Annotated in this window: 12 protein-coding genes; 7 read left to right on the forward strand and 5 right to left on the reverse strand. The window is 74.4% G+C overall.

The window, feature by feature from the left end:
• Positions 1 to 166 precede the first annotated feature (166 nt).
• Complete coding sequence (locus tag AD017_RS10405; RefSeq protein WP_060574089.1) at positions 167 to 910, forward strand: MerR family transcriptional regulator; 744 nt, start codon at positions 167 to 169, stop codon at positions 908 to 910.
• Positions 911 to 939: 29 nt separating this feature from the next.
• Positions 940 to 1374, forward strand: a complete 435-nt coding sequence (locus AD017_RS10410) for a thioesterase family protein (RefSeq protein WP_010232571.1) — start codon at positions 940 to 942, stop codon at positions 1372 to 1374.
• On the opposite strand, the gene AD017_RS10415 is transcribed toward AD017_RS10410, so the two are convergent.
• Entirely contained in the window at positions 1375 to 2556 is a 1182-nt protein-coding gene (locus AD017_RS10415) for a fumarylacetoacetate hydrolase family protein (RefSeq protein WP_060574090.1), read from the reverse strand. It abuts the gene before it with no gap.
• A 336-nt stretch (positions 2557 to 2892) separates the two neighbouring features.
• Here AD017_RS10415 and AD017_RS10420 point away from each other — a divergent pair, with 336 nt between their 5' ends.
• The 3 genes from AD017_RS10420 (at position 2893) to AD017_RS10430 (ending at position 5387) form a co-directional block, all read left to right on the forward strand.
• Complete coding sequence (locus tag AD017_RS10420; protein WP_060574091.1) at positions 2893 to 3444, forward strand: hypothetical protein; 552 nt, start codon at positions 2893 to 2895, stop codon at positions 3442 to 3444.
• A 228-nt stretch (positions 3445 to 3672) separates the two neighbouring features.
• Entirely contained in the window at positions 3673 to 4761 is a 1089-nt protein-coding gene (locus AD017_RS10425; RefSeq protein WP_010232574.1) for an S-(hydroxymethyl)mycothiol dehydrogenase, read from the forward strand.
• On the forward strand, positions 4761 to 5387 hold the full coding sequence (locus AD017_RS10430) for an MBL fold metallo-hydrolase (RefSeq protein WP_202968844.1): 627 nt from the start codon (positions 4761 to 4763) through the stop codon (positions 5385 to 5387). Before AD017_RS10425 ends, AD017_RS10430 begins: the two co-directional genes overlap by 1 nt.
• Before the next feature lie 489 nt (positions 5388 to 5876).
• Here the strand turns inward: AD017_RS10430 and AD017_RS10435 are convergent, their stop codons facing one another.
• Positions 5877 to 7139, reverse strand: coding sequence for an MFS transporter (locus AD017_RS10435; RefSeq protein WP_010231756.1), 1263 nt, complete (start codon positions 7137 to 7139; stop codon positions 5877 to 5879).
• 22 nt (positions 7140 to 7161) lie between these two features.
• Positions 7162 to 8172 (reverse strand): iron-siderophore ABC transporter substrate-binding protein, encoded by a 1011-nt coding sequence (locus tag AD017_RS10440; protein ID WP_145982718.1) that lies wholly within the window; start codon positions 8170 to 8172, stop codon positions 7162 to 7164.
• Between the two features lie 207 nt (positions 8173 to 8379).
• On the opposite strand from AD017_RS10440, the gene AD017_RS10445 reads away from it, so the two are divergent.
• Both AD017_RS10445 and solA read left to right on the forward strand, forming a co-directional pair.
• Positions 8380 to 9741, forward strand: a complete 1362-nt coding sequence (locus AD017_RS10445; protein ID WP_060574094.1) for a sodium/glutamate symporter — start codon at positions 8380 to 8382, stop codon at positions 9739 to 9741.
• Positions 9738 to 10922 (forward strand): N-methyl-L-tryptophan oxidase, encoded by a 1185-nt coding sequence (gene solA / locus AD017_RS10450; protein ID WP_060574095.1) that lies wholly within the window; start codon positions 9738 to 9740, stop codon positions 10920 to 10922. The genes AD017_RS10445 and solA overlap by 4 nt, the downstream gene beginning before the upstream one ends.
• Here the strand turns inward: solA and AD017_RS10455 are convergent.
• Together AD017_RS10455 and AD017_RS10460 are read right to left on the reverse strand one after the other, a co-directional pair.
• On the reverse strand, positions 10867 to 11742 hold the full coding sequence (locus AD017_RS10455) for a LysR family transcriptional regulator (RefSeq protein WP_060574096.1): 876 nt from the start codon (positions 11740 to 11742) through the stop codon (positions 10867 to 10869). The two genes, solA and AD017_RS10455, sit on opposite strands and share 56 nt — an antisense overlap.
• A 36-nt stretch (positions 11743 to 11778) precedes the next feature.
• Positions 11779 to 12927 carry an amidohydrolase family protein gene (locus tag AD017_RS10460; protein WP_060574097.1) on the reverse strand — a complete coding sequence of 383 codons (1149 nt, stop codon included), beginning with the start codon at positions 12925 to 12927 and terminating at the stop codon, positions 11779 to 11781.
• Between the last annotated feature and the right edge of the window lie 21 nt (positions 12928 to 12948).

Consider the following 12948-nt stretch of genomic DNA (forward strand, 5'->3'; position numbering starts at 1 on the left):
GCTGGGGTCCAGCGCGAGGCGCGACGGGCGCCGTCGCCTCCTACTTACCGGTAGCTTTTGTTACAGCAGCACTGTCACATGGTCAAGGCGCACGCCCGAGTATGTGACAGCATCGATGTCACATCAAGACTGTCACGTTCGCGTCCGGGCCCGTAACCTGCTCGCCATGTCCGCCGCGCCGACCGAGTCCGAGGACCTCCTGACCGTCGACCAGCTCGCCGAGCGGACCGGGGTCTCGGTGCGGACCATCCGGTTCTACGCGGGCAAGGGCCTCATCCCCGCACCACGGCTGCGCGGCCGCACGGGCCTGTACGACGCCGGGCACCGCGCCCGCCTCGAACTGATCAGCGAGCTGACCGGGCTGGGCTTCACCCTCGCCGCGATCGAACGGCAGCTGGAACGGCTCCCGCACGACGCCGGCCCCGAGGAGCTCGCGCTGCAACGGGCGCTGCTCACCCCGTGGATCCCGGAGAGCGGCGAGGACCTGACCCGCGCCGAGCTGGACCGCCGGGCGGGCCACCGGCTGTCCGACGCCGACGTCGACACCCTCGCCCACCTCGGCGCCCTCGTCCGGCGCGACGACGGCACCGTCCGCGTGCACGGCGCCATCGCACTGGCCACCGGACTGGACGCGCTCGCCTCCGGGCTGCCGCCCGAGCTGTGGCAGCGCGCCCAGGCGGCGATCGAGAAGCACACCGCGGCCCTGGCCGAGGACCTCATGAGCCTGTTCCAGGACGAGGTGCTCCAGCCCTACCGGGACCGCGGCCGCCCCGCCGACGAGCGCACCCGGCTCGCCGCGGCGCTGTCCCGGCTCAAGCCCGTCACCGTGCAGGGCGTCGTCGCGACGTTCGGCCGGGCCGTGAACCGGACGATCCGGGAGCGGGTGGGCGGGACGTCGCAGAACGGGTGATCACCCGTGGGCCGCCGTAACATCGCGCCATGGCGTCGTTCGAGTTCCCGGTCCGGGTGCGCTACCACGAGGTGGACGCGCAGGGTGTCGTCTTCAACGCCTGGTACCTCGCCTGGTTCGACGAGGCGATGACCGAGTTCCTCGAGTTCCGCGGCCTCACCTACCGCGCGATGCTCGACGCCGGGTTCGACGTCCAGCTCGTCCACACCGAGATCGACTGGCGGGCCGGGGTGGGCTGGGGCGAGGACGTCGCCGTCGCCGTCTCCACGGCCCGGCTCGGCCGCACGAGCTTCGCCCTCGACTTCCAGGTCCGCAGCACCGGCGAGGACGGCGAGGTCGTCGTCACCTGCGACTGCCGCACCGTCTACGTGGTCATCGCCGTCGACGGCTCCGGCAAGCAGGAGATCCCGCCGCTGATCCGGCACGCGCTCGGCGAGCCGGAGCCGATGCTGCCCTTCGCCTGATCAGACCGCGGGCCGGATGCGGCCCCGCACCTCGCCGAGGGAGAAGCGGCTCCCGTCGGCCGCGGGTGCGGTCGCGGTGAGGACGACCTCGTCGCCGTCGGACAGCCAGCTGCGCGGGGTGCCGCCCGGGAGCATCACCGGGTCCCGGCCGTTCCAGGACAGCTCCAGCAGCGAGCCGAACTGCTCCCGGCGGGGACCGGAGACGGTGCCCGAGCCGAGCAGGTCGCCCGCACGGAGACCGGCCCCGTTCGACGTCAGGTGGGCCACCATCTGCTCCGGCGACCAGTAGAGGTCGGCCGCGGGCGGGGACGAGACCCGGTGCCCGTCGAGGTGCACCTCCAGGCCGATGTCGAGACCGCGGGCCGGCTCGCGCGGGGACAGGTACGGCAGCGGCGCCGGGTCGTGCGGCGGGAGCGGGACGCGGGCCGCCGCCAGCTCCGCCATCGGCGTCACCCACGCCGAGATCGACGTCGCGAACGACTTGCCCAGGTGCGGGCCGAGCGGCCGGGTCTCGAACCCCTGGACGTCCCGGGCCGACCAGTCGTTGAGCAGCACGACGCCGAAGACGTGGTCCGCCGCGTCGTCCACGGACACCGGGCCGGGAACCGGTCCACCCAGGACGAACCCGAGCTCCGCCTCCAGATCGAGCCGTCGCGTCGGGCCGAAGTCGTCCGCGCCGCGCTGCCCGGACGGGCGCACCACCGGGCTGCCGCTGACCCGCACCGTCCCCGCGCGACCGTGGTAGCCGACCGGGAGGTGGCGCCAGTTCGGGGTGAGCGGCTCGGCGTCCGGCCGGAAGATCAGCCCGGCGTTCCGCGCGTGCTGCTCGCAGGCGTAGAAGTCGACGTAGTCGGCGACGGTGAAGGGCAGGACGGGGACGAGCCCGTCGACCGGCAGCCGGTGCGCCGCGGCCCGCTCGTGGTCGTCGCGCCAACCCCGCAGCCACTCGACGACCTCGCGCCAGGCCGGGGCGCCGGCGTCGAGCAGGCGGTCGAGGTTCGGCGCGGTCAGCAGCTCCGGGTGGGGGCCGCGCTGCGCGGTGGCGAGCGAGCCGACGTCGAGCAGACCGCCGTCGGGAAGCGGGCACACGATCCGTGAGCCGCCGGGGCGACCGGCCCCCGCGACGGCGCCGAGCGCGAGTCCGGGCGGCGGGCTGGACGGGAGCTGCGGCGCGATCGTCACGGCGCCCGACCGTACCCGGACACACCGCGATCCGGCCCCCCGCGCTGCACACGTCCGACCGCCCCTCGCACAGACCGGCTGCCTCCCGGAGGTTGCCTGCCTCCCGCACAGGTTGGCGGCATCCGCACAGGTTGGCTGCCTCCCGCACGGGTCCGGTCTCGTGCGGGAGCCCGTGAGCCTGTGCGGTTCCGCGAAACCTGTGCGGCTCGCGGTGGGACGGGACGGGCAGAGGGCGTTTCGGTGGCGGGAACCCCGGGCCCCGGTGGTGCGTTCGTCCTCCGTGCCCGGTTCGGTCGGACCGGGCGTGACTCCCCGATTCCAGGAGGACACCCCCAGATGGGTCTGCTCGACAAGCTCAAGGAGCGCCTCACCGGCGGCCAGGCCGAGCCCCGGCAGCACGCCGGGTTCGGCGGAACGCCGCAGCAGCCGCAGGACCCGGACCAGCAGGCGATCGAGCGCTACCGCTACATGCTCCGGACCGCCCCGCCGGAGCAGGTGGAGCAGGCGCACGCCGAGGCGTTCGCGAAGCTCACCCCGGAGCAGCGGCAGAAGGTCCTCACCGACGTCGGCGAGAACGTGCCGGAGTCCGAGCGGGCCACCTCGACCGAGCCGCAGGCGCTGGCCCGGATGGCGACACGCGCCGAGATGCGCGAGCCCGGCACGATGGAGCGCTCCCTCGGCGGTGGCCGCGGACCGGGCATGGGCGGCATGATCGCCGGCTCGCTGCTGGCCGGCGTCGCGGGTGCGTTCATCGGGACCGCGGTCGCCGACGCGATGTTCGACGACTCCGGCGACGCCGGCGGTGAGGACCTGGCCGCGGCCGACGAGCCCCCGGCCGAGGACCCCGGGTTCGACGGCGGGTTCGACGGCGGCGACATCGACTTCTGAGGCGGCGCGGGACCGGCCCGCCCACCCGGCGTGGGCGGGCCGGGGCCCCGGTCGCCGACACCGCTGCGTCACCGCCGGGGCGGGCTGTGATCCCGCAGCCGGGGGTAACCCGCGAGTAACACGTGTTTCGCCCGGATCCGGCGAGACAGTGACCCACGACGCATGCCAGAGTCGCGATCCGAGCATCCGTCCTACCGGACGTCGTCGATGACGAGTGGAGTACAACGAATGGCACAGCAGGTACGCGGGGTCGTTGCCCGCGCCAAGGGCGAGCCGGTGACGGTCGAGACGATCAACGTTCCCGATCCCGGTCCGGGCGAGGCCGTCGTGAAGATCCAGGCATGCGGGGTCTGCCACACCGACCTGCACTACAAGCTCGGCGGGATCAACGACGAGTTCCCGTTCCTGCTCGGTCACGAGGCCGCCGGCATCGTCGAGTCCGTCGGCGAGGGCGTCTCCGACCTCGAGCCCGGGGACTACGTCGTCCTGAACTGGCGTGCGGTGTGCGGGGTCTGTCGCGCGTGCAAGAAGGGCAAGCCCCACCTCTGCTTCGACACGCACAACGCGAGCCAGAAGATGACCCTCACCGACGGCACCGAGCTCTCCCCCGCGCTCGGGATCGGTGCGTTCATCGAGAAGACCCTCGTCCACTCCGGACAGTGCACCAAGGTCGATCCGACCGCCCCGCCCGAGGTCGCCGGCCTGCTGGGCTGCGGCGTCATGGCCGGGCTCGGCGCCGCGGTCAACACCGGGCAGATCGGCCGCGGCGACTCCATCGCGGTGATCGGCTGCGGCGGTGTCGGTGACGCCGCCATCGCCGGCGCGAAGCTCGCCGGCGCGACGACCATCATCGCCGTCGACACCGACCCGAAGAAGCTGCAGTGGGCCGCCGACTTCGGCGCCACCCACACCGTCAACGCCAAGGAGCAGGACGCGGTCGAGGCCATCCAGGCCGCCACCGGCGGCTTCGGCGCCGACGTCGTCGTCGAGGCGGTGGGGCGCCCGGAGACCTACAAGCAGGCGTTCTACGCCCGCGACCTCGCCGGCACCGTCGTCCTGGTCGGGGTGCCCACCCCGGACCTGCAGGCGCCGGAGATCCCGCTGATCGACTACTTCGGACGCGGTGGCGCACTCAAGTCCAGCTGGTACGGCGACTGTCTGCCCAGCCGTGACTTCCCGATGTACGTCGACCTGTTCCTGCAGGGCCGGTTCCCGCTGGACAAGTTCGTCACCGAGAAGATCGGCCTCGACGACATCGAGTCCGCCTTCGAGAAGATGCACCACGGTGAGGTCCTGCGTTCGGTGGTGATCCTCTGATGGCCCCCGTCGACCACGTCGTCACGTCCGGCACCTTCAACCTCGACGGCGGCAGCTTCGACGTCGACAACAACGTCTGGATCGTCGGCGACGACCGTGAGGTCTTCGTCATCGACGCCGCCCACGACGCCGTCGCGATCGCCGCCGCGGTCGGCGACCGCCGGGTCAAGGCCATCGTGTGCACCCACGCGCACGACGACCACGTCAACCAGGCTCCCGCGCTCGCCGACCGGTTCTCCGCGCCGATCCTGCTCAACCCGGCCGAGATGGTCCTCTGGGACATGACCTGGCCCGACCGCAAGCCCGACGACACGCTCGCCGACGGCCAGGTCCTCTCGGCCGGCGGCATCGACCTGCGGGTGCTGCAGACCCCCGGCCACTCGCCGGGTTCGTCCTGCCTCTACGCGCCCGAGCTGGGGATCGTGTTCACCGGCGACACCCTCTTCCAGGGCGGTCCCGGCGCCACCGGACGGTCGTACTCGTCGTTCGACACGATCATCGAGTCGATCCGCACCACGCTGCTGACCCTGCCCGGCGACACGCAGGTCCGCACCGGCCACGGTGACTCGACGAAGATCGGCGACGAGGCACCGCACCTCGAGGAGTGGATCCGCAACGGGTCCTGACCCGCACGGCGCACACCCGGGCCCGGCACCGACCTCGGTGCCGGGCCCGCGCCGTGCCACGGCCCGCTCGTACCGAGCCGGCCCACAGCAACCCACCTCGCGCGACCCGCCCGCACTGATACCGCACCCGCCCAGACCGGTCGCGCCGATGCCGCACAGCCTCCACGGCAGCCGCACAGGTACGCGGCCCCCGCACAAGACCGATCCTGCGCGGGAGGCCGTCAACCTGTGCGGCAGCAGCGGCGCCGCTCTGCGCGCGCCCCGCCCCGCGCCGCGCCGCACCGCCGAGCCCAGCCGCGCCGCCGAGCCGAAGGCGCCCCCACCACCGGCCGGCCCCGCCGACGAGTCCCGTGGAGCCGACGAGAACCCGTGGATCCGCACGGGTTCGGCAACGACCGCGCGGGTTCTCGGGCTGCCGCACGGGATCGGCCCTGTGCGGGAAGCCTCCGACCTGTGCGGCTGATTGGTCGGGCGGCCGGTGAGGTGGGGTCAGGGGGCCCGGTGGCGGTGGCGCACGAGGGGGGTGGCGATCAGCAGGGCCGCGGCCGCGGCGCCGAAGGCGGCGGCGAAGCCGAAGGGTTCGGCGATCGCGCCGAGGCCGGAGGCGCCGAGGCCGGTCCCGGCGTCGTAGGCGATGTTCCAGGCGGCGCTCGCGGCTCCGTAGTGCAGCGGGCCCGCGGCGGCGAAGAGGGTGACCATCGCGTCGTTCTGCACCAGGCCGAACCCCGCACCGACCGCGGCCGCGCCCACCACCAGGAACGCCGCACCGACCGGAGCGGCCAGCACGCCGGTCATCCCGGCCGCGGCGACGAGCGTCCCGATCGGCAGCAACGCCCCCGGTCGTCCGCTGCGGTCGGTGCGCGCACCGGCGACACCCCGCCCGACCAGCGCGCCGAGCGCGGTGGCGAACAGCGCGGCCGGCACCGCGAGGCCCGACCCGGGAGCGGCGAGCGGGGCGAACGTGATCACGCCGCCCTGGGCGGTCGAGCACACCAGCATCGCCAGGACCGGTGCGGCCGGGAGCCGGCGGCGGCCGTCACGGGGGTGGCCGGTGGCGCCGGCGAACGGCGACCGACGTGTGTATCCCGCGACGCCCGGCCCCGGCACCTCCGGAGCGTGTCCCGCGCCGCCCGGACCCGATCCGGTCCGACGGTCTCCCCCGGCGCCCGGCCCCGTCCGAGCGCGTCCCGCGACGGCCGGACCGCGCACGAACGCGATCACCAGCGCCCCGCCGACCGGGGCCAGCCCCGCGGCGACGAACACCCCCGTGAACCCGATCGCGTCGACGACGGCCACCCCGGCGGGCAGCAGCGCCAGCTGCGGGAGGCCGACCGCGTAGCCGTACCGGGCCGACGCCCGCCCGTGCGCCGACGGCTCGACCAGCTCGGCGACCAGGGCGCTGCCCGCCACCGTCGCCATCCCGAACCCGACACCGCGCACGGCCGAGACCGCCAGCACCGGCGCGAGGTCCGCGGTGAGTGCGAGCAGCGGCGTGGGCAGCCCGAGCAGCAGCGATCCCACCACGAGCACCGGGCGGTGCCCGACCCTCCGCAGCATCGCGGGCACGAGGAGCTGGGTGCCGACGGTGACCGCCATCAGCACCCCGGTCGTCAGCCCGGCGCCGAACTCGCCCGACCCGCCGCGCGCCACCCACAGCGGCACCACCGGCAGCAGCAGCGCGTAGCCGCCGAAACCGAGCGCGGTGGCACCGAGGAGCAGCAGGAACGGCGGGGAGGACAACGAGCGGGGCACGCCCCACCCTGTCAGTCCCCGGTCAGGTCCTGGGCAGCGCCTGCTCCACCATCGGGACGATGCCGTCGAGCGCGGCGGGCAGGCTCAGCACGGTCTGCCAGCCGAAGGCGTTCTCCACCGCGCCCTCGAGGAAGATGCTGCGCTGCTCGCGGGTCACCGGCAGCCGGGAAACCAACTGGTCGTTCTCGACCGTGGCCCTCCCGCCGGGGGTGAAGGACAGCTGGTCCCAGACGAGCAGGTCGTGGTCCAGCTCGGTCGCCTGCTCGAAGCTCAGGTCGGCGTAGAAGTTGGTCCCGGCGATCTCGTCGAAGCGCGGCGGGGTGACGAACCCGAGGTTGCCGAAGAACCGCGACCGCGGGTCCTGCGAGGCGAAGATGCTGAAGTTGTCGGCGCCGCGGGTCGCGACCGCCGCCTGCTTGCCCGCCCACTGCGGGTTCGCGTCGCGGACCTGCGCGAACCGCGCGTCGAGGTCGGCGACCAGCTGGTCGGCCTGCGCCTCCCGGCCGAGCGCGCGCCCGGTGAACCGGGTCGCGTCCTGCCAGGGGACGCCGTAGTCGTTGAAGCCGGCCGGCGGGCCCACGGTCGGTGCGATCGCGCTGATCGTGGCGTAGTTCTGCTGGTCCAGGTCGGAGTAGATGCCGATGATCAGATCCGGCTGCAGCGCGGCGATCTTCTCCGGCTCCAGGGTCGGCATGTTCAGGATCTGGGGCTGCGAGCCGGTCTGCTGCGCCGCGGCCGACGCCCACGGCTGCACGGCGGTGTTCTCGTCGCCGTACCAGTAGCGGACGCCGACGACCGGCACTCCGAGCGCCAGGATCGCGTCGTGGTCGGAGTAGCCGATGCTCACGACCCGCTGCGGGGCGCGCTCGATCGTCGTCGAGCCGAACTTGTGCTCGATCGTCACCGGGAAGCCCTCGCCGTCGGCCGCGCCGCCGCTGCCCCCACCGGACTCACCACCACCGCACCCGGACAGCAGCACACCGCCCGCCGCCGCCAGCGAACCCAGCAGCACCTGCCGCCGTGAGAACTCCATGACCAGCACCTCCGTGATCGTTCCGGCGGAATGTTAGCCAGCCTTGCCTCACCTGCATACAGGCGAGCCTGACTCCGTCCGCGGTGGGCGAGCGGCGGACGACCGTTCACCGGCACGTAGGACGTCCTCGCGCGTCCGTATGGCGCAGCCCTTCCGGGTGCCACTGCCGCGTTGCTACGAACGTGCAGGACAACCGAGGAGGTGCGCATGGAGTTCGGACCCTGGTCGCTGGTGGTCGACGCCGGCCTGATCGGCGGGCTGCTGCTCGTCGGCACGCTCGTCCGGCGGTGGGTGGTCCCGGCCCAGCGGCTGATGCTCCCGGCGAGCGTCGTCGCGGGGTTCCTGGGGCTGCTGCTCGGTCCGCAGGTGCTCGGGGTCCTGCCGTTCTCCGACCAGCTCGGGACCTACGCCTCGGTGCTCATCGCCGTCGTCTTCGCCTGTCTCGGCCTGGGCGACGACCCGCACTCGCGCGGCTTCGGCCGGTCGACCGCGGCGTTCTCCGCCTACTCGTTCGCGATGTACGCGCTCCAGGTCGGGCTGGGCATGGTGCTGGCCTACGTGCTGTTCGTGCCGGTGTTCGGCACCCCGGACGGGTTCGGCCTGCTGCTGTTCGCCGGCTGGGCGGGCGGCTTCGGGTCGGCCGCCGCCGTCGGCTCGGTGTTCGCCGACGCCGGGTGGGAGGGCGCGGCGTCGCTCGCCTTCACGTCGGCGACCGTCGGGATGCTCGCCGGCGTGGTCGGCGGGATCGCGATCGCGAACTGGGGTGCCCGGCGCGGGCACACCGACCGGATCGGCCGGTTCGACCAGCTCCCCGCGGCGCTGCGCACCGGCCTGGTGCCGGCACCGGACCGGGAGCCGACCGGGATCGGGACGACCTCGCCGTCGTCGATCGAGCCGCTCGGCCTGCAGGTCTGCCTGATCGCGGCGGTGACGGTCCTCGGCTACGGCGTGGCCGAGGGGATCGGGCTGCTGGTCCCGTCGTTCGCGGCGCCGGTGTTCGTCCTCGCCTTCCTCGCCGGGCTGCTGGTCAAGACGGTCGCCCGCCGGACGCCGGCCTGGCAGTACTGCGACCAGCGCAGCCTGAAGAGCATCTCCGGTCTCGCCACGGACCTGCTCATCGTCTGCGGCATCGCCTCGATCACGCCCAGCCTGGTCGCCGACTACTGGCTGCCGCTGACCCTGCTGTTCGTCGCCGCGCTCGCACTCAACCTGGCGATGTTCCGCTGGGTCGCCCCGAAGGTCATGCACGGCGCCTGGTTCGAGAAGTCGCTGTTCACCTGGGGCTGGGCCACCGGCGCCGTCGCGACGTCGGTCGCGCTGCTGCGGATGGTCGACCCCGATCTCGACAGCCGCACCCTGGAGGAGTTCGGACTCGCGTACCTGCCCGTCGCACCGCTGGAGACGGCGAGCATCGCGGTGACGCCGCTGCTGGTGCTCGCGGGTCTCGGGTGGGCGGTCGCGGGCGGCTGGACCGCGGCCGGGCTCGTCGCCCTCGCCCTGCCGTTCCTGCTCGGCTGGACCCGCGCCCGGTCCGGCACACCCGACCGCCCCGGAGAGAGGACCTCATGAACGACCATCCCCTGCCCGACGCCGACGTCGCCGTCATCGGCCTCGGAGCGATGGGCTCGATGGCCGCCTGGCAGCTGGCCGAGTCCGGCGCGGACGTGCTCGGCTTCGAGCAGTACGGTCTCGCGCACGACCGCGGGGCCGCGGGCGGCGAGTCCCGCCTGTTCCGCGCGGCCTACCACGAGGGCCCGGAGTACGTCCCGCTGCTGCGCCGGGCCCGGGACATGTGGATCGAGCTCACGGAGAGCTCCGGGCGCCCGCTGTTCACCCCGACCGGATGCCTGTCGGTCGGCCTGCCGGACATCGACCCGATGCGCAACGTGCGGGCCTCGGTCGACGAGCACGGCCTGGAGCACGAGATCCTCGGCCCGGACGAGCTGACCGCCCGCTTCCCGCAGCACGCGCCGGCCGACGGCGAGATCGGGATCCTCGACGCCGCGGGCGGGATGCTGCGCCCCGAGCTGGCCGTGGTCACGGCGCTCGAGCGGGCCCGCGCGTCCGGCGCCCGGCTCCTGGAGCGGACGGCGGTGCTGGCGGTCGAGCCCGACGACGCCGGCGTCACCGTCGTGACCGCCGAGCGGACCTGGCGGGTGCGCCGCGCCGTCGTCACCACGGGGCCGTGGGTGCGCGAGCTCGTCCCCGGTGCCGCGGTGACCCCGAAACCGGTCGTGCTCACCTGGTTCGCACCGGTCCGGGTGCAGGACTACCTGCCCGAGGTGTTCCCGGCCTTCATCCGCGACACCGGCGGCCATCACCTGTTCGGTTGCCCGGTGATGGACGGCGTCTCGGTCAAGGCCGGCGTCGCCGACGTCTGGGACCCGCTGGCCGACCCGCGCGCGCTCACCCGGGACCTGCCCGAGCCCGCGCTGGCACCCGTCACCGAGGCGGTGCGGCGGCTGCTGCCCGGTCTGCACCCGGATCCGATCCGGCACGGCGTCTACATGGACGGCTACACGGCCGACCGGACGGCACTGGTCGGCCCGGCACCGGGTGCGCCGAACGTCACCGTGCTGGCCGGGTTCTCGGGCCACGGGTTCAAGATGGCGCCGGTGTTCGGGCGGGTCGCCGCGGACCTGGTCCTCGAGGGCGGGACGGCGTTCGACGTCGCCCGGATGGATCCGGGCCGGTTCAGCCCCGCAGGCGCAGCAGCTCGTCCCGCAGCGCCCGGCCCGCAGGCGCGCTGACCGGTCCGACCAGCACCGACAGCGGGGTGACGGCGAGCGGGTCGCTCAGCGGGCGCGCGACGACCCCGGCCATCCGCAGCCGGGTCGTCGCGCGCGGCACGATCGCCACCGCGAGCCCGGAGGCGACGACGCCGAGCACCGACTGGTCGTTGACGGCCTCCTGGGTGACCCGCGGCGAGAAACCGGCCCGCACACAGGCGGCGACGATGGTGTCGTGCGCGACGGGCGCGTGGTCGCGCGGGAAGCAGACGAACGACTCACCCGCCAGGTCGGCGAGGTCGACCGGGCCGGCGTCGGCGAGCGGGTGCGAGACGGGCAGCAGGCAGGTCAGGGGCTCGTCCGCGAGCCGGACGACCTCGATGCCGTCCCCGGAGACGAGCATCCGGCACACCCCGACGTCGACGGCGCCCGCCCGCAGCGCCTCGACCTGCGCCCGCTGCCCCATCTCGTGCACCAGCGGGAGCACCTCGGGGTGGCCGGCGAGGAACCCCGGCAGGACGTCCGGGAGCAGGCCCGACACCGCGGACGGGATGCAGCCGATCCGCAGCGGCGTCCGCGTCGACCCGCCCGCGACGACCGCGCCCAGCTCCCGGGTGCGGCCCACGATCAGCCGGGCCTCCGGGACCAGCGCGGCGCCGGCGGCGGTGAGCCGCAGCCGTCGTCTGCTCCGGTCGAACAGGGCGACGCCGAGCCGGCGCTCCAGCTTGGTGACGGCCTGGCTCAGGGCGGCCTGCGCCATCTGCAGCTCGCGGGCCGCGTCGGTGACGCTGAGCCGGTCGGCGACGGCGAGGAAGTACTGCAGCTGACGGACCTCGACCATCGGCCCATTGTCGTCGCGATCGCGTCGCGGACGCTCTCAGCGGGAGCCCTGGCGCGGCGCCCGGCGCCGCACGGTGCGCGGCGCGTGCGGCAGGTCCAGGCCGTAGAGCCGGGCCGCGGTGCCACCGAGGACGGCCTCGCGGACGTCGTCGTCGAGCTCGGGGTAGCGGCCCCGCAGCGGCTCCGGGTAGCGGAACGTCATGAGGTCCCGGATCAGCCGGTCCGGCCGCACCAGGGGGTAGCCGCTGCCGAACATCAGCCGGTCCGGGCCGTAGGCGGCCAGCAGCTCCCCCAGCGCCTCCGCGGCGGGGACCGGGTCGCGGCGCAGCCCGACCAGCACCTCGGTGAGCAGGACGTGCACGTTCGGCAGCCGGGCCAGCCGGACCAGTGCCGCGGTCGGCGCGATCGTCGCCCCGAGCACGAACCGCACCCGGGGCAGGGCGGCGGCGAGCTCCCGCACCTCGGCGAGCTCGATCCCGCCGGCCGGGAGGGGGCCCGCGGTGCGTGCCCGCACCGGGAGCGCGGAGCCGGCCCGGACGGGCTCGGCCCAGCTGGGCCACCGCGGCCGCGGGGTGGCGTCACCGGCGTCGACCACGCCGGCGTACGCCCAGCCCGGTGCCGCGGCCGGCGGCCGCGCCGTCGGTGCGACGCCGACGTGCACCACCCCGGCGCCCGCCTGCTCGGCGCGGATCAACGTCCGCCGCAGCCACGACGCCCGCAGCGACACCGCCGTCTCCGGGCGGCGCGAGGGCAGCACGGTCAGCGCCCGCATCCCGCCCCGGGTCACCTGGGCACCGATCCCGCGGGCCCGAGCCCGGTCGGCCGGGTCGAGCTCCCCGGCGAGCACCAGCCGTCCGGGATGTTCCTCGGCCAGCTCGGCGTGCCACCCGGGTGCCGCGAAGCCGAGCACGAACAGGTCGTCGAACGTGGCCGGGACCAGGACGGCGCGGTCGACGGCCGACAGCACGTGTGCGGCCAGCGCGTCCGGCGTGACCAGGCCGAACGCGTCGGCCGAGAGCGGCGACGGCGAGGGGTCGACCATCCGGTGCCGGTGGTGCAGGTCGGCGACGAACTGTTCCCCGGCCGGACCGGCCTGGTTGTGGGGGCGGCCGTCCCAGCCGTGGACCTGGGCGTCCACCACGGACGGGACGTCCGTACCCGCGCACCACCGGTCCACCTCGACCATCCCTCCACTCTCGCGAACCGG

The organism is Pseudonocardia sp. EC080619-01 (genome assembly GCF_001420995.1).
Lineage (GTDB): Bacteria > Actinomycetota > Actinomycetes > Mycobacteriales > Pseudonocardiaceae > Pseudonocardia.